The organism is Halomonas sp. PAMB 3232 (genome assembly GCF_031954225.1).
Classification (GTDB): domain Bacteria; phylum Pseudomonadota; class Gammaproteobacteria; order Pseudomonadales; family Halomonadaceae; genus Vreelandella.
In genome coordinates this window covers 2875361-2896796 of sequence record NZ_CP134865.1, presented here as the reverse complement: position 1 = coordinate 2896796, position 21436 = coordinate 2875361, and the positions used below count along the sequence as shown (strand labels likewise).

Below are 21436 nucleotides of genomic sequence, written 5' to 3'. Positions count from 1 at the left end.
TTATCGGCGATATTATGGTTTTTTCGGAATTTTATATTGTTTTTTATTATCGCGCCGATAGGATGCCAAAAATGAAAACGACGTTTTCGAAAAAGAACACGCAGCGCTTGCCGGAGTAATGAAGAAAGGCAGACGTGCGAGTCGATACACGTACCGGTTGGAACGCCATGCTTGGAACCATCTTTTTTCACGAAGTCGCTGGAACGGCCCTATTGACGCTACTGGGCTGCGGGGTAGTGGCGAACGTGCTGTTAAACGACACCAATGGCAAGGGAAGCGACGGTATCGTCATCTTCTTCGGCTGGGGGCTGGCCGTATTTTGCGCGGTGTACGTTGCCTTCGATACCGGCGCGCACATCAACCCGGCGGTGACGCTGGCGCTTTTGGTGGGACCGGCCAGCGAGTACGCACCGAATATTCCGATTACGCTAGCCACTACGCTTGCCTACTTTAGCGCCGAATTCATCGGCGCCTTCATCGGCGCCGTGGTGTGCTATCTGGCCTATAAAAAGCACTACGACGCCACCGACCAGGCCCCTGCGATTCTCGCCACGTTTTCGACCGGGCCATCCATCGCCGCCTACGGGTGGAACCTGGTGACCGAGATTATCGGTACCTTCGTGCTGATCTTTGTCATCATCATGTTCGGCAATACACCTTCCGGGCTCGGCCCGCTGGCGGTGGCGCTATTGGTGGTGTCGATCGGCGCTTCATTAGGTGGGCCCACCGGCTACGCGATCAACCCCGCCCGCGATTTGGGCCCGCGCATCGCCCACGCGCTATTACCCATCAAACACAAACAGGGCAGCAACTGGGCCTACGCCTGGGTGCCCATCGCCGGGCCCTTGATTGGCAGCACGCTTGCCGGGCTTGCCGCCCACGTCTACTAGCGCGGCTTGACGCCCGTTACCCTATTTCTTACGCCAACGTTTGAGAGACAGTTCATGAGCCAGAAAAAATACGTTCTCGCTATCGACCAGGGCACGACCAGCTCGCGGGCAATGCTATTCGATCATGAAGGCCGGGTCGCCAGCACGGCGCAGCACGAGTTCGAGCAGATCTTTACACGGCCAGGCTGGGTCGAGCACTGCCCGCGCGAGATCATGACCAGCGTGCTTACCACGTTGACCGAGGTCATCAACCAAAGCGGCGTGGACGTCGCCGAGATCGCCTCCATCGGTATCACCAATCAGCGTGAAACTACCGTGGTGTGGGACAAGAACACCGGCCAGCCCGTGCACAACGCCATCGTCTGGCAGTCGCGCCACTCCGCCGAGATCTGCGACGCGCTGCGTGAAGCCGGCCACGCCGAGATGATTCGTGACAAGACCGGGCTGGTCATCGACGCCTATTTCTCGGCGACCAAGCTCAAGTGGATCTTCGATAACGTCACCGGCGTCAAGGAGAAAGCCGAGAAGGGCGAGCTCTTGTTCGGCACCATCGATTCGTGGCTCGTGTGGAATCTGACCGGCGGCAAGGTGCATGCCACCGACGTCAGCAACGCCTCGCGCACGATGTTGTTCAACATCCGCGAGCGAAAATGGGACCCGGAGCTTCTTGAGCTTTTCGGCGTGCCCGAATCGATGCTACCCGAGGTCAAATCCTCGAGCGAAGTGGTCGGCCAGATTCTGCCGAAATACCTGATGGGCCAGGAAATCCCGATCGCCGGGATCGCCGGCGACCAGAACGCCGCGCTGTTCGGCCAGGCCTGCTTCACGCCGGGCATGGCCAAGAACACCTACGGTACCGGCTGCTTCACGCTGATGAATACCGGCACCAGCGCCACGCCGTCGAAAAACGGCCTGCTCACCACCGTCGCTTGGGAAGTGGACGGCACCCTCGAGTACGCCCTGGAAGGCAGCGTGTTCGTGGCCGGCTCGGTCATTCAGTGGCTGCGCGACGGCCTGCGCATGCTGGGCAAGGCCTCGGACTCCGAAGCCTACGCCGTGCGTGCCAAGGATAACGATGGCGTCTACATGGTGCCGGCCTTTACCGGCCTGGGCGCGCCGTACTGGAACTCCAACGTGCGCGGCGCGATGTTCGGGCTCTCTCGCGGTACGCAAAAGGAGCACTTCATCCGCGCGGCGGTGGAGTCGCTGGCCTACCAGAGCGCCGACGTGCTGACCGCCATGCAGGCCGATGCCGATATCGCGCTGACCGAGCTTCGCGCCGATGGCGGGGCGATTGCCAACGACTTTCTGGGCCAGTTTCAGGCCGATATTCTCGGCGTCGACGTGCTGCGCTGCGAGGTCAACGAAACCACCGCGCTGGGCGCGGCGTATTTGGCGGGGCTGGCGGTGGGCTTCTGGAAGTCCCGTGAGGAGATCACCGAGCAGTGGGCGCTTGAGCGCCGCTTCACGCCGGAAATGAAAGCGCAAAAGCGCGACGAACTCTACGGCGGCTGGAAAAAGGCGGTCAACGCCACCATGGCGTTTCACGTCGACTCCTGATCGGCCGCGAGCGTAAAGCCTCTGGTTCGTCCAGAGGCTTTTTTGTGAGGGGAGGGCGCGGGCGGGCCGGTGTCAGCGCGCCTTTGGCGTAGTATCCTGAAAAGCGTTTGACGCCTTGACGAGAAAGCCCATGACGAGAGCCGAGCTTTACCGCCAGTTGGCGCCGGAAACCCGCAGACAGCGAGGGCTTTCCGGCGTCAATTGGGTGATCTGCGGGCTGATCCTTCTCGCGTCATTGACCGCCATTCTCGAAACCGAGCCGACGCTTCGTGAGCCGGCGGCGGCGCTTTTCGCGACGCTTGAAACGCTGTTCGTCGCGCTTTTCTCCATCGAATATCTGATTCGCCTGTACGCGGTGGGAGAGGATGTGCGCTATCGCGGCGTGCTGGGGCGGCTTCGCTACATGGTGTCGTTCTGGGCGCTGCTGGATCTGGTCGCGATTTTGCCGTTTTTCATCGGCTTTTTTCATCAGGACAACGCCTTTCTCCTGCGCCTTTTGCGCCTGGCGCGCATTCTTCGGCTGGCGCGATTGGGGCGCTTTAGCCAGGCCTGGTCGTCGCTTGCCTGCGCGCTGAAAACCCGCACCTACGAGCTCTGGCTAAGTGCTGGTGTGGCGGGGCTGCTGCTTTTGTTCTCGTCGGCCTGTCTTTACGTAGTGGAAGCCGATGCTCAGCCGGAAGCCTTTGGCAGTGTGCCCCGGGCGCTCTGGTGGAGCATCGCCACGCTGACCACGGTCGGCTACGGCGACGTGACCCCGATCACGCCGCTTGGCAAGATCTTTGCCGGGTTGACCGCCGTGTCGGGTATCGGCCTCATCGCCATGCCCACGGGCATTCTGGCCGCAGCCTTCAGCGAAGCGTTCAGGAAAAAGTAGCCCGCGTCTCGCCGCGCTTTGAAACGGTTGTCGTGATCGCCTTTCGCCCGCGGTGCGCGATATCAGAAACGGCCGGTTCGCCCCTCCCATTTGATGGATCGCCATAATTAGCTAACACTTATCTGTGTTCGCCATTTCAATCCGGCCGGTAGGGCCGCCCCGGTCAGGGGTCGTATTTACAAGGATCACGTTGTCATGTTCAAAGCTCGCGGATTGACGCGCATTGCGCCGCGTAATATCGCCCTGGTCGTGTGCCTTGCGCTACTGGTGGTCTCGCTGGTGGGCGTTTGGTATTCGTTGGCGTGGCTCGCCGGGGTGGTCGTGTTCGGCGCGCTGACGGCGCTGGGGCTTCATGACCGGGTGCAAAAGCGGCGCACGGTGAGCCGCAACTACCCCATTCTTGCCCACTTTCGCTATTTCCTGGAGTCCATCGGCCCGGAGATCCGCCAGTATTTCATCCAGTCGGATCTGGACGAGCGTCCGTTCTCCCGCGAGCAGCGGGCAATGGTGTACCAGCGCTCCAAAAACGAAGGCGATAAAAAGCCCTTTGGCTCTTTGCTGCAGATGTATCACTCCGGGCACGAGTGGATCAATCACTCGGTGTTGCCGAGCAAGGTCGAAGAGCGCGATTTCCGCGTTCGGGTCGGCGGCAAGCGGTGTACCCAGCCCTATCACGCCAGCGTGCTGAACATCTCCGCCATGAGCTTTGGCTCGCTTTCCGGCCACGCCATCGAGGCGCTGAACGCGGGTGCTGCCAAGGGCGGTTTCTATCACGATACCGGCGAGGGCTCGATTTCCCGCTATCACCGCATCCACGGCGGCGACCTGGTGTGGGAGATCGCCTCGGGCTACTTCGGCTGTCGCCATGACGACGGCACGTTCAACGAAGAGCGCTTTGCCGAAAACGCCAGTATCGATCAGGTCAAGATGATCGAGATCAAACTCTCCCAGGGCGCGAAGCCCGGCCACGGCGGTATTCTGCCGGCGGCCAAGGTGACCAAAGAGATCGCCGAGGCGCGCGAAGTGCCGATGGGCCAGGACGTGGTCTCGCCCGCCGCCCACTCCGCGTTTTCGACGCCCATGGAGCTGATGGAGTTCATCGGGCGATTGCGAGCGCTCTCCGGCGGCAAGCCGGTTGGTTTCAAGCTGGCGATTGGCCACCCCTGGGAGTGGTTCGCGATCGTCAAGGCGATGCTCGAATCCGGCGAGCGCCCGGACTTTATCGTCGTCGACGGCGGTGAAGGCGGCACGGGAGCGGCACCGCTGGAGCTGATCAACCACATGGGCGTGCCGCTGACCGAAGCGCTGATGCTGGTACACAACAGCCTGGTGGGGGCGGGGCTTCGCGACGAGATTCGTGTCGGGGCGGCGGGCAAGGTGATGTCCGGCTTCAACATCGCCCGTACCCTGGCGCTCGGCGCCGACTGGTGCAACTCGGCGCGCGGGTTCATGTTTTCATTAGGCTGTATTCAGGCGCTCAACTGCCACTCGGACAAGTGCCCCAGTGGCGTGGCGACCCAGGACCCTCGACGCAGCCGCCACCTGGATGTCGCCGACAAGACCGAGCGGGTCTACAACTTTCACCAGAACACGCTAAAAGCGCTGGCGGAAATGCTGGGCGCCGCGGGGCTTCACCATCCAGGTGAGCTTGGGCCGCATCACATCATCCGCCGAGTGTCGGACAACGAGATTCAGTCTTACGATCAACTGTTCACGTTCTTGAAACCCAATGAGCTGCTCGAGTCGACGTGCGAGCACACGGTGTTCAAGAAGTACTGGGAGAGCGCGCGCTCCGACTCGTTCATACCACCCAACGTGAGCGAGCGCCCGCCCGCGATTCACCTGGAGTGAACGCCGATGGTTCGGCGAGTGAGTGGTTTTAAAAGACGCTACTTCACCGCCAACCGCTGGCGAAACCGGGGTAGCGTTCGCGCGATGGGGGGCAGTCGCAAGGCGAGCAGCAGAGCGCCAATCGCGGCGTAAATTGCCCACTCGCCCATATCCGCCCGCACCACCCAGAAAAAGTGCAGAAGAATCAGCGCCAGAATCGGGTAGGCGAGCTGGTGAAGCGATTTCCAGCGCTTGCCGAGTTTACGCATGGCGGCGCGGTTGGAGGTGGCTCCCAGCGCTGTCAGGCCGATGAGTGCCAGCATACCGACGATGATATAGGGGCGTTTGACGATTTCGGCGCCCAGCAGCGCCCAGTTGAGCCCGAGGATGAACAGCGCGTAGCAGCAAAGGTGCAGCGTGGCGTAGGCCAGTGTCCAGAGCCCCAGCTGTCGGCGAATCAGCGCAAAGCCCTTCCAGCGGGTGAGCTTTGAAAGCGGCGTCAGTGACAGGGTCAGCAGCATCAGCCAGAGCCCCCCAATGCCGATGTTCAACAGCAGATAGCGCCCCGGCTCCGGGCCGGCGGCGTTCTGATAGACCTGAAACCCCCAGTAAATCAGCGGGGCGAGGGCAGCCAGAAAGACCGCCCCCCGCCAAAGCCGCCATTTGGCTTGCTGCTTTGCCATGCTTACCTGCCCGGGTCGCCTGTGAAGTTAATAGTTGACGCTTAGGTCCATGCCGGCGTAGAGCTCGGCGACCTCGTCTTCGTAGCCGTTGAACATGCGCGTGTCGATGTTGTTGGGGCTGAACAGGCTGTTGGGTAGCCGGCGCTCGCTCGCCTGGCTCCAGCGCGGGTGATCCACGTTCGGGTTCACGTTGGCGTAGAAGCCGTACTCGTTGGGGGCCAACAACTGCCAGGAGTTGACCGGCTGCTCCTCGACCAGCGAGATGCGAACGATCGACTTGATGCTCTTGAAGCCATACTTCCAGGGCACCACCAGGCGCAGCGGCGCGCCGTTTTGATTGGGCAGTTCGCGCCCGTACATGCCGAGTGCCAGAATCGTCAGCGGATGCATCGCCTCGTCCAGGCGAAGCCCCTCAACGTAAGGCCAGTCGATCAGCGCAAACGACGAACGCTGTCCGGGCATCTGCTCCGGGTCGACCAGGGTCTCGAAGCGCACGTATTTGGCCTTGCTGGTCGGGTCGGCGCGGCGGATAACGTCAGCCAGCGGTATACCGAGCCAGGGAATGACCATCGACCACGCCTCGACGCAGCGAAGCCGGTAGATGCGCTCCTCGAACTGTGAAGGGCTTGCGAAGTCCTCGAGCGTGAAGCGTCCGCCGTTGTTGACCTCGCCATCGACCACCACGCTCCAGGGCTCGGTTGAAAGGCTCCCCGCGCGTTTGGACGGGTCGCTCTTGCCGGTGCCGAACTCATAGAAGTTGTTGTAGCCGCTGGCGTCTTCGAAAGGCGCCAGCGCGTCCTTGTCGGGGTCCGCCGGTGTCACGGCGCGCCACTGGGTCTGATCGATCTTCTCGCTGAGCCAGGCCGGCGCGTCACCGCTCGGCACGTCGGTGTACGCCTCGCTCGCCTTGACGCGCCCGGAAAGCGCAAGGCCCGCGCCGATACCCGCCACGCCGCCCAGAAAGCGCCGCCGGCTCAGGTAAACGGATTCGGGGGTCACATCGGATTCGTGCAGGTCACCGGGTTTGGCGATTTTGATCAGCATGGTGGTCTCCCTGACGCAGGCCTCGAGGCGAAGTGCCGGCGGGCGCGTTCTATTCGGTTTTTATGCTCTACTCGGTTTATATGCTAAAGGCCGCTTCGTCCAACCCTTTTGGCCGCTCACTTGGATGAGCAGGGCGGCTAAAAGTTCGCTGAACGTCTCAACGTTGCCACGCTCATGCCGGGTTTTTAGCGTCGGTCGGGGCGTCGCTTGCACGATCCGCCGGGGCCGCCATGGTATCGGCCAGGCGGTCGAGCGAAAGCGACAGCCGCTCGATGAGCCCGGTCAATAGCGCCAGCCGCGCCGGGCTATCGTCGGTGTGCGTTTGCAAAGCGGCCTTCAGATCCTCGCCCGCTGCCTCGAGGCCTTCGAACCTGTGGCCCCGGGCGCTTTGCTCGAAGCCCAGGGCCAGGGCCTTGAGCAGCGCCTGGTGGGCACTCTGGATGGCCGGATGATCGGCGCTGTCGAAGCGGTGGCGAAGGCGCAAAATGGCCGTGCCGACATCGAGCCCGGTCAGCCCCAGCGCGAAGAGGTGGCGCTGCTCCTGGGGCAGCACGTCGTCGTGCTGGGCGAGCTGCAAAAGGCGGTCCGCCATATGGCCGCTGAAGCGGGTTTCGCCCTGGGTGATCGAGCGCCGGCGCAGGCCGTGGATATCCCGGGAGATTGCGCGAATCAAACGCCGCCTTCGAAGGCGTGTGCCGAGCCCCGGCAGCAGGCGAAACGCGGTGACTACCGTGGTCAGGCCAATGATCGCCGCCACCGCGCGGTTGGCGAAGCTGTCAAACGAGAAGTCCATGTCGTTGCCCGGCATGGTGAGCAGAATGTTGAAGATGGTGAACGCCAGGCAGTACCCCATGGTGGCCGGGTTGGCCGCGCCCAGAAGCCCTAAAAACAGCGGCGTGCCGAATACCACGGCCATCAACGGAAAATCATGCACCTGGGCCAGCAGCACGTGACCGAACAGGAACGCGCTGGGAATGGCGGCGAGCATCCCCTTGTAGAACATCAGAGTGACGGCCACCGGGTTATCGCGGCTGGCGAAAAACGCCGAGAACAGCGTGCCGAGCATCATGGCCACCATGGCGCTATTCCAAGCCGTTACGATCCAGAACGTCGCAAGCCCGGCGAATACCAGCCCCGAGCGCAGCCCGTTGATCAACGCTGCTAGCCGGTCGCGGTGCCAGGCCAGCGGCCCGGCCTTGAGCGTGTAAGTGCCGGGGGAGGCGATGGCCTCGCGGGCGTCGAGCATGATCATCGCGTGGCCCAGCACTTCGCGTAGTCCCAGCCGCAGGCGCCGGTCCAGCGGCGCAAGTGTGGGGTCATCGCTTTCGTGTACCTGGCCGCGCAGCGCCTGCAGATAGCGCCGCGCGCCGGCCACGCCCTGCACGTGCTCGGCGTCGGTGAAGCCTTGGGCAAGCTCGCGGGCGATGGCCACGCTTTGAGGGTCCAGCCGCTCGGTATGATCGGACAACAGCTGGTCCAGCGCGTGAAGGCTCGCCAAAAAGCGCAGCGTGCGGCGGGTGAGCACGTGGGAGGCGCGAATGCGCCCGGGGCCTTCCGGGCCTTCGAAACGGGCGGCCTGGCTGTCGGTTTCGAGCTGGGTCAGCGCGCCGAGGCTTTCGCGCAGCGCCCTGAGCAGCTCGTCCCGATCGTCGCTCGTTTCAAGGCGCAGTGCGGCGTGATAAAAGGCGCGATTGATGACCGTATCGGCCTGGTCGGCGAGATGTTGGCCCACCCTCGAGGGCCACAGCAGCGAGCTTACGAGGGTGGCACAAATCGCGCCGAGACCCAGCTCGGTCATTCGCGCCACCGCCACGTCGAAAATGCCGGCCGGGGTGCTGCCGCCGGCGATCACCACGATCAGCATCGCGGTCACCGCCGCCATCAGGCAGCCGTAGGTGTAGTTGTTGCGCCAAAGCGAGCCTACGTAGGTACACAGCACGATCCAGAGCGTCAGCGTTATTATCGCCGGTACCCGGGCCTGGGCGAACAGCGCCATGATCACGATACCGGCCACGGCGCCGATGAAGGTGCCGCCGAGCTGGCAGATGCCTTTCTCGATCACCATCCCGCTCATCGGCCGTACTTGAAGAAAGGCGGCGGAAATCAGCGCCCAATAGGGGCGCTCGAGATCGAAGGCGAAGGCGACGTAAAGCGCCAGCATCATTGCCAGCGTGGTTTTGATGGCGAACTTCACCGCCGCCGGTTCGGGCATCAGGTAGGTTTTGACGAGCGGCGACATGGGGCTACGCGTCGTCCGGGTGAATACGCACTGTGGCGGTCATGCCCACGCTCAATAGCGTATCGGCTGGCACCTCGTCGAGCACGATGCGCACCGGAATGCGCTGGGCCAGGCGCACCCAGTTGAAGGTGGGCGTCACCTGAGGAAGAAGCTGTGCGTTGAGCGTGGTATTGGCGTCGGCGATGCCGCGCCCGATGCCCGCCACGCGCCCGTTGAGCCGCGTATTGCCCTGCATCAGCGTGACGTCGGCGGGGTCGCCGACGCGGATCGAGGCCATTTTCGTCTCCTCGAAGTAGCCCACCACGTAGTAGGATTCTTCGCGAATCAGCGCCATGACCGGCGTGCCGCGGCTGACGTAGTTGCCTTCACTGAACTGTACGTTGAGCACGTGGCCGCTCGCCGGCGCGGTGACGCTGGCGCGCTCAAGATCGAGTCTGGCGGCCTCGAGCGACGCCTGGGCCTGCTCCAGGTCCGCGGCGGCCACCTGGGCGTTGATCTGGGCGATCTGCTGGTTCTCTTCGCTGATCGCACGGCTGTTGCCCAGCCGGTTGCGCCGGCTCGCCTCGGCCCGGTTAAGATCGAGCGTGGCCTGGCGGTGGTTGACCTCGGCCTGGGCCTGGTCGAGGGCGGCCTGATAGCGCGCCTGGTCGATCTGAAAAAGCGCGTCGCCCTGGTCGACGTAGTCGGTATCGCCCACGCTCAGCGTGCGGACCCAGCCGGAGACGTCCGGGGCGATGGTGATGACGTCGGCGTGTACCCGGCCATCGCGCGTCCAGGGCGTATAGAGGTAGTAGCGCCAAAGCCAGGTGCCGGCGGCAATGGCCAGCGCCACCATGATCAGCGTAAGCAGTATGCGAAGCGAGGAGCGCATCAATAGGTCCCTGGCAAAACGGTGAAAACGAAGGCGATCAGCGCCGTGAGAATGACGAACAGCGAGACATCGAACCAGGCCTCGAACCAGAGCGCTTTCGATGACAGCACGACGTGTAACAGCGTGCGTATGAGCAACGTCAGGATAAACCCGGCCAGCGCATAAACGAGCAGTGGGCTAATATAAATCCCGCCGAGTGTGATCTCTTGAAGACCCATGATGTCCTTAGTGGTAACGATCATCGTCACACCAGACGCACGCCCTTGGCGAGGTATGGCAGTTGGAACGATTTAGTGTAGCGGTTAACTCATGTTGTCGCGCCAATTGGACGCCGTTGCGTTAAGCTTTGCGCCCTTGCGACCGGGCCCTGGTCGATACGAGGCCGGTACGACCGGTCGTGACTGTAGCAAGCGCCGCCGTTAGTTGTCCTGCTTTCGCCTGGCCGTATTATCAATGGAAATTCGCATGAAACGAAGTAGGTGGTGGCCTTTACAGGCGTTGGCGCTGCTCGCCTGGCTGTGCATCGGTGTGGCTCAGTCCCAGGCTCAGGCCCAGGAGGCTGGCAACGACGACGGGCTCTGGTTCTCGGTGGATGAAATCAACCCGGGGCTTGGCGAGCTTCCCGAAGACGTCTCCCGCGTGACGCCGCGCGACACGATCCGAAGCTTTCTCCAGTTGACCCGTGATGAGAACTACGCCGCCGCGGCGCACATTCTCAATCTCTCCGATATCGATATTGGCGAGCAGCGCGAGCGCGGCGCCGAGCTTGCCATGCAGCTCTCCGAGGTGCTCAAGCGCGGCGACTGGCTCTCCACCTCCAATCTGCCTGCCCGGCAGGATGCGGTGATCGAAAGCTCCCCCGGCGAAAACCCGATGGCCGGTAAGCCGCGCCGGAATATCGAGATCTCGGCGCTCGAAAGCGGTGGCGAGACCTACGACATCCGTCTGGGGCGCTATCACGTCGAGGATCAGGAGCCTGTCTGGCTGATCATGCCCGAAAGCGTGGCCTCCATTTCGATTCTCTACGACGCCTTCGGCCCTTCCTGGGTCGAAGAGCAGCTTCCCGAGCGCTTGAAGGTGTCGCTGGGCCCGCTCATGGTCTGGGAGTGGATCGCCATTCCGCTGTTTTTGTTGCTGATCGCCGCGCTCGGCTGGGTCGTCAACAAGGTCGTCGTATTCCTGGCGCACGTGCTGCCCACGGGCGGTATCAGCATCTTCGTTACGCGCATCAAGCTGCCCGTGTCGCTTTTGGTGATGTCGTTCATTACCCGCACGATGCTGGACTACGTGGTGTCGTTTTCCGCCATGGCCACGACCACGTTTCGGGTACTGCTGGTCATGGTCATTGCCTGGAGTCTGGGCTCCATCGCGCTGCGCCTGGTCGATACCATTTTGCTCAACATGGCGCGCAAGCTCGTGGGCGAAATCGACGACACCAAATCCCGCGACGAGCGCCGCTTTCTCACCTCGCTCTACGCCGCGCGCCGGGCGATCATTTTGTTCACCGTCGTGGGCGTGTCGCTCTACGTGCTGAGCCAGATCCAGCTGTTCGAGACCCTTGGGCTCTCCATTCTGGCCTCCGCCAGCGTGCTGGCAGTGCTGGTGGGTATCGCGGGTCAGGCGGTACTGGGCAACATTCTCTCCTCGTTTCAGCTATCGCTCGCCAAGCCGATCCGCGTGGGCGATCTGGTCATGTTCGAGGGGCAGTGGAGCTACGTCGAGGGAATCTTCTACACCTACATTCGCCTGCGGGTCTGGGACGAGCGTCGTCTGATCGTACCGGTGACCTACTTCGTCTCCAAACCCTTCGAGAATCTCTCGGTCAAAAGCTCCAAGCTCTACCGCTACGTGGAGTTGACGCTGCATATCAGCGCCAATATCAACACCCTGCGCAAGAAGTTCATGGAGTACGCCGAGCAGCAGGAGCACGTGGTCGAGAATCACCGCTTGATGTGCGCGGTCACGGCGCAAAATGGCTCGCAGCAAACCCTGACCTGTTACTTCGTCACCTCCGAGCCGCTGTTGGGCTGGTACACCGAGGTCGAACTCAGGGAGAAGATGCTGACCTTCATCCGCGATCATCATCCCGAATGGTGGCCGCGCGACATCATGGTGGTCAGCCGAGAGGACATCGCCAAGGGCGAGGGCGCCAAGATGCAGAAGACCATCATGGCCACCTCCGCGCCCAAGCCGGAAAGCGACGACTGACCGGCGCGCCATGCAAAAGCCCCGCGGCGAGCGCCGGCGGGGCTTTTTTAGGTCTGCAGGTCGTGTCAGCGCTTGGGGTCTAGCTGAAAAGTAGGTGAGCGCAGGCATTTTTCAGACAGAGCCTAGGCGAAAACGCGGAAACGCTCGTTATCGTCCATGAAGGTTTTCTCACCAAATTCGCCTTCGTGAGAACCAAACGGCATCTGCGCGCGAAGCTTCCAGGTGGACGGCAGGTTCCACTCCTTAGCCACCGCTTCGTCGATGATCGGGTTGTAGTGCTGCAGGCTCGCGCCGATGTTGGCCTCCGCCAGCGCCGTCCACACCGCGAACTGGGCGATGCCGGTGGAGTGCTCCGACCAGACCGGGAAGTTGTCGGCATAGAGCGGGAATTTCTCCTGCAGATTCTTGATCACATCCTGCTCTTCGAAAAAGAGCACCGTGCCGGCGCCAGCGGCGAAGCCGTTCACTTTCTTCTCCGTCGAGTCAAAGGACTCCGGCGGCACCATTTCGCGCAGCGTATCCATGACGATCTGCCAGAACCGGCCGTGCGCCTCGTCGAACAGGATGACTGCGCGCGAGCTTTGCGAGTTGAACGACGACGGCGCCAGCTTCACCGCCTTTTGAATCAGCTCGGACGTTTCACTTTGGCTTAGCGGAATCTCCTTGCCGATCGCGTACTGGCTGCGACGATTTTCGAAAACATCAATGGCGGGATTGGTCATTCGAACTCTCCTTGTAGATCGAGGATGTGGGGGCTACGCCCCCGGGAGGTACGTCATCGGAATGCGCGTAATTTAGATCATCGCGATGCGCTAATCCATCGGGAAAAGTCCGCGCATGGCGTGAAGAAAATTCGCGCAGGCGAGCCGCGCGGCTATCTCGAAGTCGCCGATGACACCAGCGTCAAAAAGCCGTCTGCATCCAGGTAGCCGTCGTCGTCGGTGACAAGCCAGATGTCGCCGTCGATCTCCTTGAGCGCTTTGGCCGTGCTCGCCTCATCGTTGAGGTAGCCCTGCATTACCTGAGGCCCGCTGATCAGTATTCGGCCGACGGCGTCGGTGGGCCTTTCTTGAAAGTTATCGACGTCGACGATCTTGATGCTGGTGCCGGGCAGCGGCATGCCGACGCTTCCCATCCGGGCGCCGCGCTGCACCTGCAGGTAGTTGACGTCGAGCGCGTCCGGCAGGTTGACCGTGGCGACCGGGGCGGCTTCGGTCACGCCGTAGCCTTCGAGTATCAGCTTGCGGAACTTGCGCTCGAAGGCGTCCCTGAGCTCGCCGTCCACCGGCTCGCCGCCGGCCACCACCACGCGAAGGCTTTCCAGCATGAGCGGATGCACGTCGTCGCTTTGCGTCAGCCGGCGCAAAAAAGAGGCGTTGGTGCACAGCACGCTGACCCGGTAGCGGGCGAGCGCCCGGGCAACACCGACGCTGTCATTGGGCTCCTCGTGGCACACAAGCGGTAGCCCTTCGATCAGCGGTAAAAGCTGGGTCGCGGTTAGTCCATAGGCGTTGAACGGCGAAAGGCTTGCCATGGTGGCGTCGCCGTGCTCGGTGTTGAGCGCATCCGAGAGCTGCTTGACGTTGGCCATCAGGTTACGGTGGCTAAGCTTGACGCCCTTGAGTCGCTCGGGCGTGTCGCCGGTAAACACGATGGCCGCCGTGGCGCCTGGCCGGCGCGCCCGGCTGTAAAGGCCGATCAGCACCCAGGCCGGCAGGCACCTGATCGCCAGCGCGGTTTTGATGCGCTCGCCTCGCCCGGGTACCAGGTCCTCCAGATACACCACCTGCCGGTCGGCAAGTAAAGCGGTGACGTCCACCCCGCGGCGTTCAAGGCGCGCGATGAACGCGCGCGAGGTGACGATCGTGGTGATATGGGCGCGAGCGAGCACCGCCTTGAAAACGTCAGCGGCCTCGGGGTCGAGATGCACCGGCGTCTTGTTCGCCGTGAGCGCAGTCATCGTGGTCAGCACGCCGTCGATACTCAAGGGCAGCAGCAGCCCCAGCGGCGCCTGGGGGCTGAGTGGAACAAGCCGGCGGGCGAGCATGACGCTTTCGCCCAGCGCCTGGCGGGCGCTGAGCGAGCGGCGGGCGGTATCGATCAGCGCCGACTCCTTCGGGCGGCGTTTGACGCTTTTGATCCAGGCGTCGCTCAGGGTATCGAGATGCTCCAGGGCGTGATGCCAGGAGCGGGTCGCCTGATCGAAAATGCGCCGCTTGAGTACGTCCGCCGGGGTGTTTTTGGGCAGCGCCTCGCCAAAGGCGACCACGACCGCGCGATGAAGCGGCGCCTGGCGTAGGGTCTTGAGCCGCTCGGAGGAGCGCGAGAACTGGCTACCCCACAGCCCGCGCAGATAAAACGGCACGATGACCACGTCCGGGTTGGCCTTTTCACAGGCGCGCTGGTAGCCGCGGCGAAACGCGCCGAGCTGGCCGGTGCGGCTGATCGCGCCTTCGGGAAACAGGCACACCACCTCACCGGCGTTGAGCTGGGCCGCCACCGCCTCCAGCGCCTTCTCGGCGTTTTCGCCACGCTCGATCGGAATGCAGCCCAGCGCTTTCAAAAAGCCGCGCAGGTACCAACGCTCATAGACGCTTTTGAGCATTACAAAGCGCACCGGCCGGGGGCAGGCGATCTGCACCATCGCCCAGTCGATCCAGCTGATGTGATTACCGAGCAGCAGCACCCCGCCGCGGGAGGGCAGGTGCTCCAGACCCTGAACCGAGACCCGGTAGTGGCGGGTGAGCAGAAAGCTCAGCACGAAGCGCACCAGACTCTGGGGGAGTTTTACCAGGGTGTAGGCGCCGCCCAGCAGCGCCACGGCGGCGATCAGCACCAGCAGGTAGCGGCTATCGAGTCCGGCCAGCGCCATCAGCGCAGTGACGATCAAAAAGCCGAGCATGGTCAGGTGCTGGAACGCGTTACTCACCGCCAGCACGTAACCAAGCTCGCACTCCTCGGCGTGAAACTGGATCAGCGCGTTGAGCACCACGATGAAGAGCCCGCCCATGGTGCCCAAAAAAACGAAGTTGAGCGCCTGGACCCAGGCAGAGGTGATGAACGGCAAACACATAAGCCCCAGCGCCATGCCGAGCGCGCCGATCGGAATCAGCCCGGTTTCGAGGCGGTTTTTCGAAAAGTGGCTGGCAAGCGTCGAGCCGAGCGCGATGCCCAAACCGCTGGCGGCGAGAATGCCCTGCAAAACCAGCGTGCTCTCGACGCCCAGCGCTCCCTTGGCGTAGGCGGGGAAGGTGGCCAGCAGCACCTGGCCGACGGACCAGAACGTGGCAAGCCCGATGATGCAAAGACGCAGCACCGGCTGGCGCGCTACGCGGTGAAGGCTTTGGCGCATCGAGCTAGCGCTCAGTGTGCGCTTGTACTGGCGCCGCCCGGCCGGCTGCACCGGTTGATCCGGCGACAGGCGATAAAGCGCCACGACCTGCAGCAAACTGCCCGCTACCAGTAGCCAGCCAAGCGGTGCGACGACGGCCAGTACCTGGCCTGGCGTTGCGACGCTTGCGCCGATTTGCTGTTCGAACAGCGCGGTGAACACCAGGGTGGCGCCCAGAATCGCCGCAATGGTGATGGCCTGCACCAGGCCGTTGGCCTCGGCCAGGCGCTGCTTGCCAAACAGGCCCTTGATCAGCGCGTACTTCGTCGCCGAGTAAAACGTCGACTGAATCGCCAGCAAGAGCGTGAGCGTAAGCGCCAGCCAGAAAAGCCCGGCGTAGTAGGCCGCGGTGATTGCAAGCGAGATGCCTAGCGCCAGCCAGCCAAACGCCCGCAACACCCGCACGCGAGCGAAGGCGCTGGCGGCGAAGCCGGCGGGCATGAAGAGTACGATGAATGGCAGCAGAATCAACGCGTTCAACAGCGTCGTAAGCGCGATTTGGGCGCCGCCCTCGACGCTTTTGAACAGCGTGTTCTGAATCACGACCTTGTGGCCCAGATCGATGAAGGCGTTGAGAAAGATCGCGATCAGGTAGGGCCAAACGCCCTGGACGCTTAACACGTGCCACATGAAGAGTCAGCCTCGTCGTTTCGAAGTGCCTAGACTTTCTTTTAAGCGCGCCCCGGGTGCAAGCTTTTCGAGTGATTGCGCGCTTTTCGCACTCGATATGACGTGCTCGCCTGGTAGGACGGCGCCACTTTTTGGCCAGCTTTTTGATACGCTAGCCCTTTTGCGTTTAAGCCCGGTTGGCTAACCCGGTTGGCTAACCCGGTTGGCTCACCCGACGGGCGACAGGGCCACGTTTTCGAGTTCGGCGCCGTGCCGGGTTCACATCCCCTTCCATGAAGAGCCACTTTTATGTCGACGACTCCGTTTCAATCGCTTGCATGCCCGCTCGATGGTCAGCCGCTCTCTCTTATCAGCGGCGCCTGGCGCTGCGCGGCGGGGCACAGTTTCGATATCGCCAAACAGGGCCACGTGAACCTTTTGCCGGTGCAGCAAAAGCGCTCCGTCGACCCCGGCGACAGCAAGGTCATGGTGGCGGCGCGTCAGCGCTTTCTGGGGGCCGGCCACTATCAGGTCATCGCCGACGCGGTCAGCGCCGCGGCGCTCGAAGGCGCGTCAGAGAACGAACCGTTGGCGTGTCTGGACGCCGGCTGCGGGGAAGGCTACTACCTGCGCCGTCTGGCGCAGGCGTCTGACGGCGCGCTTTCGCTGATGGGGTTGGATATTTCGAAGTGGGCAGTGCTCGCCGCCGCCCGGCAAAGCCGCCCGCCGTCGCCGGTGCTGGACATTCGCTGGGCGGTCGGTAGCAACGCCAGTCTGCCGGTGCAGAGCCAGACCCTCGACCGGCTTTTGTGCATGTTCGGCTTTCCCGTGGCGAGCGAGTTCGAACGCGTGCTGAAGCCCGGCGGCGTCTGGCTACAGGTCGAGGCCGGGCCCGAGCATCTGCGCGAGCTGCGCGAAATCATTTATCCCCGCCTCAAGGCGCCGCGCGCAGACGACACCCCAACGCCCGACGGGTTCGAACTGGCGGATACGCGCCACGTCAGCGAGCGCTTCACGCTGGAAAGCGCCGGGGAGATTGCCGATTTGCTCACGATGACCCCGCATCTTTACCGGGCCAGTAGTGAAGGGCGGGAGAGGGCGCAGGCGCTCGAGACGCTGACGCTGACGATCGACGTGGTGATCAAGCGGTGGGTCAGGGCGTGATAACGGGCGCTGGAGGGAAGCGCCCAAACGTAAAAAGGCCCGCATGAGCGGGCCTTTTAGTGCGGGCTAGAGCCCGCTCAAACAGTTAATCCAAAGGATTAAGAAGTCTGCTTGATGTTAGAAGCCTGAAGGCCTTTTTTACCCTGGGTTACGTCGAAAGATACAGTTGCACCTTCCTGCAGAGTTTTGAAGCCGTCAGCTTGAATTTCGGAGAAATGAGCAAAAAGGTCGTCGCCGCCGTCAGAAGGAGCGATGAAACCGAAACCTTTAGTGTCGTTGAACCATTTAACTGTGCCAGTTGCCATGTCTAAATCCTTTCGCGCAATGTGCGCTGTTATAACGTTCCTGGTATTACCCAGATGAAGTGGCGGGTGAAACAAGGAATACAATATCAGGCTGCCGAAAAGATCGTACGCTTCTGAAACCATGCTGCTTGCTAACCACTGGCCACACAGTGTCACGATTGGCGCGACGCGTCAAAGCCTTTTTGCATTTATTTTCACGTCTGGTCGGCAAGCCATCAGGCGGCGGGCGATCTCAGCGCCGGTGCGCCCTGGTAAGGAGCAAGAGTTGCAAAAAAGCACCCAGCGCGGCAGCGCCGGCCGCTGCCAATGCCAGATGCTAGGGCGACAGCCCGCCGGTGAGGATCAGCCCGCCAGCACCGGCTCCCAGGGCGCTGCCGAGATAGAGCGCGGACTCGTTCAGCGCCACCGCCAAATGCGCATCGCCATGAGGGGCGCGCACCTGCATGAGCCGATTGTTCTGCGGCACCTGAAGCGCCCATCCCACGGCGCCCCACAAGGCGATGGGTAAGAGTGCCATTAGCGGGTGCTGGGCCGCGGCCAATGGCAGAGCGATCAGTGCCATCGTCAGCACTAGCATGATGACCAGGGTGACGCGCGCCTCGAGGTAGCGGTCGACGAAGGGCCCGATCAGAAAGCTGCCTGCGATGCCGCCCACTCCCCATATCCATAGATAGAGCGCGATAGACGAGACGCCGCCGAAGGCGGGCGCGGCCATGAACGGCGCGATAAAGGTATACATGCCAAGACTGGCGATCGCCGCCAGCAGCGACACGCTCAGAATGCCAAGCGTTGGCGGATGCTTCAAAATGGCAAGCTTTTGCCGCAAGGGCGTTGGCGCGGGGGCGGGTAGGCGAGGCAGCTTGATGACAAGCCCGGCGGTGGCGATGGCCCCCAGGGCTGCTACGAGCCAGAAGGCCACCGCCCAGCCGAGGCGCTCGGCCAGCGCCAGGCCCAGGGGCACCCCCAGCACCGTGCCGCTGGCCATGCCGCCCATGATCACCGCCAGCGCTTGGCCGCGACGCCCCTCGCGTGAAATGGCTCCCGCTGCCGCAATGCCGAGTGCCAGGTACACGCCTGCTGCCACCCCGGCGACACCCCGCCAGATCAGCAGTGCGATGAAACTGGTGCTCATCGCGCAGAGCGCGTTGGCCAGCACGAACACTACCAGCGCAGCGATCAGCCCCTCGCGCTGACAGCGGCCAGGCAGCAGCGCCACGACCACCGGCGAGCCCACGGCGTAGGCCAGTGTGAAGGCCGTGACCAGCTGGGCCGCCGCCGCATCGAGAATGAATAGCTCCCGGGTGATCAGCGGTATCAGCCCCGCGGTGACGTAGGACGCCACCCCCAGGGCAAACGCGCCTAACGCGATCAGCGCCACGCTGAGTCGCGTCGAAAAACGGGTAGCGTCTGACGATGAAAAGGATGATCGAGAAGAGAGGGACATGGGCGCTCCGGTCGGGCGTGAAAAAATGAACGCCGCCATATTGAAGCGCGATTTAAAGGGGTACAATTTAACCCTTTATGCTATTACAAAAGGTATCCGCGTGGTCCAGACACGAACGCTTGCGCGTACCCGCCCCGAGCTCGGCGCGTTTCTGAAAAGCCGCCGCGAGCGTATCGCCCCTGAGGCGGCGGGGCTCCCCAGCGGCGCGCGCCGGCGCACCCCCGGGCTTCGCCGTGAAGAGGTGGCCGCCCTTGCCGGCGTCGGTGTGACCTGGTACACCTGGCTCGAGCAGGGCCGCGATATTCGCGCCTCGAGCGACTTTCTCGAGCGCCTGGCGCGCATCTTCAAGCTCGATGCGACCGAGCGGCGCCATCTGTTTTTGCTGGCCCACCAGCGGCTTCCGTCGGAGCCCGGCAAGACCTGGTGCGAGGTGCCGCCGCTGGTACACCGGCTGATGGCGGATCTGCCGACCCGCCCAAGCTACGTACTCAACCTGCGCTGGGACGTGCTGGCGTTCAATTCCGCCGCCGATGCGCTGTTTGGCTTCTCCCGCCACGCGGTTGAGGCGCGCAACCTGTTGTGGCTGCTGTTCACCGACCCGGCCATCCGCGCGCTGTTCGACCCCTGGCAGGCCCAAGCGCGGCAGATGCTGGGAAGCTTCAAGCGCGACGCCGCCCGCGCCCCGGCGGACCCGGCGCTGAATGCTCTGGTCGAGACGCTCAGTCAGGTCGACGAGGAGTTTCGCGTCTGGTGGCCGGACCAGGAGATCCATGGGCCTTGTTTGGGCGTGCGCACGCTCAGCGTGGCGCCACTCGGCGCGGTGGAGGTCGAGCATATTTCATTGACCATCGACGACGAGCGCCACCTGCGCCTGGTCTATTACGCGGCCCGGGATGACGCATTGGAGACATTACTGAAAGAGTGCGTGACGCCTGGTGAGAGTTAAAGCGCGCCAGGGCGTCTATACTCCCGCCCAGCCGGGTTCGCCCGCGAGGCGGTATTCATTTGAGCAAGTTGGGGCAAGAATCATGAAAACGTTACTGCAGGGCTACCTGCGCACCTCGTTGATTCTGCGCGTCAGCATCGCGCTGGTGCTGGGGGTGCTCACCGGGCTGTTCGGCGGCGAGACGCTGATCGCGTGGCTTTCACCGCTTGGCGATTTGCTGCTGCGCCTGTTGACCTTTTTGATCGTACCGATCGTGCTTTTCACGCTGATGGTGGGCATCAATCAATCCCAGGAAGGCAGCGTTGGGCGTATCGGCGGCAAGGTGCTGCTCTATTATCTCGCCTCGTCGGCGCTGGCGATCGTCGTGGGATTGGCCGTGGCCTCGCTGTTCGATCCGGGCAGCAACACCACGCCCCAGGAGGGCATGAGCTTCTCGGTGCCGGAGAACCCGGGCGTGGTCGAGGCGCTTTTGAACATCGTGCCAAGCAACCTGTTCGGCGCCTTCGTCGAACTGAATATGCTGGGCATCATCTTCACCGCGCTGGTGTTCGGCATCGCGCTTTTGAAGATGCGCCAGACCTCGCACCAGCGCGCGCTGGGCGAGCGCCTGTACGAAGTGCTGCAGGCGTTGAACGAGGTGACGCTCAAAGTGATGGCGGGCGTGCTTCACGTCGTGCCGATCGGCGTATTCGCCATCGTCGCTGGCACCGTCAGCCAGCAAGGGCTTGGCACGCTGTTGGCGCTGGGCGATATGGTGCTGGTGCTCTACGTGGCGCTGGCCGTGCAGCTGGTGCTTTACTGCGTGGCGCTACGCTTTTTCGGCGTGCGCCTTCGCACTTTCTTTCGCGAGGCACGAACGCCGCTGGCCACGGCGTTTGCCACGCAAAGTAGCGCCGGGACACTGCCGCTGACGGTGAATGCGGCGCATCGGCTGGGCATTTCGAAAAGCATCTACGGTTTCAGCCTGCCGCTGGGCGCGACCATGAACATGGATGGCGCCGCCATTCGCATCGCGATCTCGGCGGTGTTCGCCGCCAACGTCATCGGTGCGCCGCTGGATTTCGCCAGCATGGTGCAGATCGTGCTGATCGGCACGTTGGTGTCCGTCGGCACCGCCGGCGTGCCCGGCGCCGGGATCATTATGATTTCCACCGTTTTTACCCAAGTGGGCTTGCCCATCGAAGTGGTGGGGCTTTTGACCGCGATCGACGCACTGGTGGGTATGGGCGCAACCGCACTCAACGTGACCGGCGATCTGACCGGCACGGCGCTGGTCGCGCGCAGCGAAGGCGAGGCGCTCGATGGGGTGGTGGAGGAGACTCATGACGAGACGCTTGAAGCCTCATGATCGCAGCCGCGACGCCTGAATGAAAATTCG

At 62.8% G+C, this 21436-nt stretch carries 17 protein-coding genes; 8 read left to right on the top strand and 9 right to left on the bottom strand.

The genetic code is table 11. The features are described 5' to 3' along the window. The first annotated feature begins 167 nt into the window (after positions 1-167). The 4 genes from RN346_RS13215 to RN346_RS13200 all read left to right on the top strand — a co-directional run bounded on the left by RN346_RS13215 (position 168) and on the right by RN346_RS13200 (position 5175). The gene (locus RN346_RS13215; RefSeq protein ID WP_311961376.1) at positions 168-890 is read left to right on the top strand and encodes an MIP/aquaporin family protein; all 723 of its coding nucleotides are present in this window, start codon (positions 168-170) and stop codon (positions 888-890) included. Positions 891-944: 54 nt separating this feature from the next. Continuing rightward, positions 945-2450 (top strand): glycerol kinase GlpK, encoded by a 1506-nt coding sequence (gene glpK, locus RN346_RS13210; RefSeq protein ID WP_311961375.1) that lies wholly within the window; start codon positions 945-947, stop codon positions 2448-2450. A 130-nt stretch (positions 2451-2580) separates the two neighbouring features. Further along, positions 2581-3324: an ion transporter gene (locus RN346_RS13205; protein WP_311961374.1), complete on the top strand. Its 744-nt coding sequence runs from the start codon at positions 2581-2583 to the stop codon at positions 3322-3324. A 195-nt stretch (positions 3325-3519) separates the two neighbouring features. Beyond that, positions 3520-5175, top strand: coding sequence for an FMN-binding glutamate synthase family protein (locus RN346_RS13200; protein ID WP_263586371.1), 1656 nt, complete (start codon positions 3520-3522; stop codon positions 5173-5175). A gap of 38 nt (positions 5176-5213) precedes the next feature. On the opposite strand, the gene msrQ is transcribed toward RN346_RS13200, so the two are convergent. From msrQ to RN346_RS13175, 5 genes are all read right to left on the bottom strand, one after another. Next, complete coding sequence (gene msrQ, locus RN346_RS13195; RefSeq protein ID WP_311961373.1) at positions 5214-5837, bottom strand: protein-methionine-sulfoxide reductase heme-binding subunit MsrQ; 624 nt, start codon at positions 5835-5837, stop codon at positions 5214-5216. Between the two features lie 27 nt (positions 5838-5864). Further along, on the bottom strand, positions 5865-6881 hold the full coding sequence (msrP, locus tag RN346_RS13190; protein WP_263586373.1) for a protein-methionine-sulfoxide reductase catalytic subunit MsrP: 1017 nt from the start codon (positions 6879-6881) through the stop codon (positions 5865-5867). A 172-nt stretch (positions 6882-7053) separates the two neighbouring features. Beyond that, positions 7054-9120: an FUSC family protein gene (locus tag RN346_RS13185; RefSeq protein WP_311961372.1), complete on the bottom strand. Its 2067-nt coding sequence runs from the start codon at positions 9118-9120 to the stop codon at positions 7054-7056. A gap of 4 nt (positions 9121-9124) precedes the next feature. Continuing rightward, positions 9125-9991, bottom strand: a complete 867-nt coding sequence (locus RN346_RS13180) for an HlyD family secretion protein (RefSeq protein WP_263586375.1) — start codon at positions 9989-9991, stop codon at positions 9125-9127. Beyond that, complete coding sequence (locus tag RN346_RS13175; RefSeq protein ID WP_263586376.1) at positions 9991-10233, bottom strand: DUF1656 domain-containing protein; 243 nt, start codon at positions 10231-10233, stop codon at positions 9991-9993. The genes RN346_RS13180 and RN346_RS13175 overlap by 1 nt, the downstream gene beginning before the upstream one ends. A gap of 223 nt (positions 10234-10456) precedes the next feature. Here RN346_RS13175 and RN346_RS13170 point away from each other — a divergent pair, with 223 nt between their 5' ends. Continuing rightward, complete coding sequence (locus RN346_RS13170) at positions 10457-12199, top strand: mechanosensitive ion channel family protein (protein WP_263586377.1); 1743 nt, start codon at positions 10457-10459, stop codon at positions 12197-12199. Between the two features lie 122 nt (positions 12200-12321). Here the strand turns inward: RN346_RS13170 and RN346_RS13165 are convergent, their stop codons facing one another. Together RN346_RS13165 and RN346_RS13160 are read right to left on the bottom strand one after the other, a co-directional pair. Beyond that, positions 12322-12921: a nitroreductase family protein gene (locus RN346_RS13165; protein WP_311961371.1), complete on the bottom strand. Its 600-nt coding sequence runs from the start codon at positions 12919-12921 to the stop codon at positions 12322-12324. Positions 12922-13073: 152 nt separating this feature from the next. Continuing rightward, entirely contained in the window at positions 13074-16220 is a 3147-nt protein-coding gene (locus RN346_RS13160) for an MFS transporter (RefSeq protein ID WP_311961370.1), read from the bottom strand. A 288-nt stretch (positions 16221-16508) separates the two neighbouring features. On the opposite strand from RN346_RS13160, the gene RN346_RS13155 reads away from it, so the two are divergent. Next, positions 16509-17363 (top strand): putative RNA methyltransferase, encoded by an 855-nt coding sequence (locus RN346_RS13155; RefSeq protein WP_311961369.1) that lies wholly within the window; start codon positions 16509-16511, stop codon positions 17361-17363. Between the two features lie 98 nt (positions 17364-17461). Here the strand turns inward: RN346_RS13155 and RN346_RS13150 are convergent, their stop codons facing one another. Continuing rightward, positions 17462-17668, bottom strand: a complete 207-nt coding sequence (locus tag RN346_RS13150) for a cold-shock protein (RefSeq protein ID WP_252106441.1) — start codon at positions 17666-17668, stop codon at positions 17462-17464. Positions 17669-17984: 316 nt separating this feature from the next. Further along, on the bottom strand, positions 17985-19112 hold the full coding sequence (locus RN346_RS13145) for an MFS transporter (protein WP_311961368.1): 1128 nt from the start codon (positions 19110-19112) through the stop codon (positions 17985-17987). 100 nt (positions 19113-19212) lie between these two features. Here RN346_RS13145 and RN346_RS13140 point away from each other — a divergent pair, with 100 nt between their 5' ends. Then, a complete protein-coding gene (locus tag RN346_RS13140) occupies positions 19213-20058 on the top strand; it encodes a helix-turn-helix transcriptional regulator (protein WP_311961367.1) in 846 nt (281 codons plus the stop codon). 82 nt (positions 20059-20140) lie between these two features. Further along, positions 20141-21406 carry a dicarboxylate/amino acid:cation symporter gene (locus tag RN346_RS13135; RefSeq protein ID WP_263586383.1) on the top strand — a complete coding sequence of 422 codons (1266 nt, stop codon included), beginning with the start codon at positions 20141-20143 and terminating at the stop codon, positions 21404-21406. Positions 21407-21436: the final 30 nt, after the last annotated feature.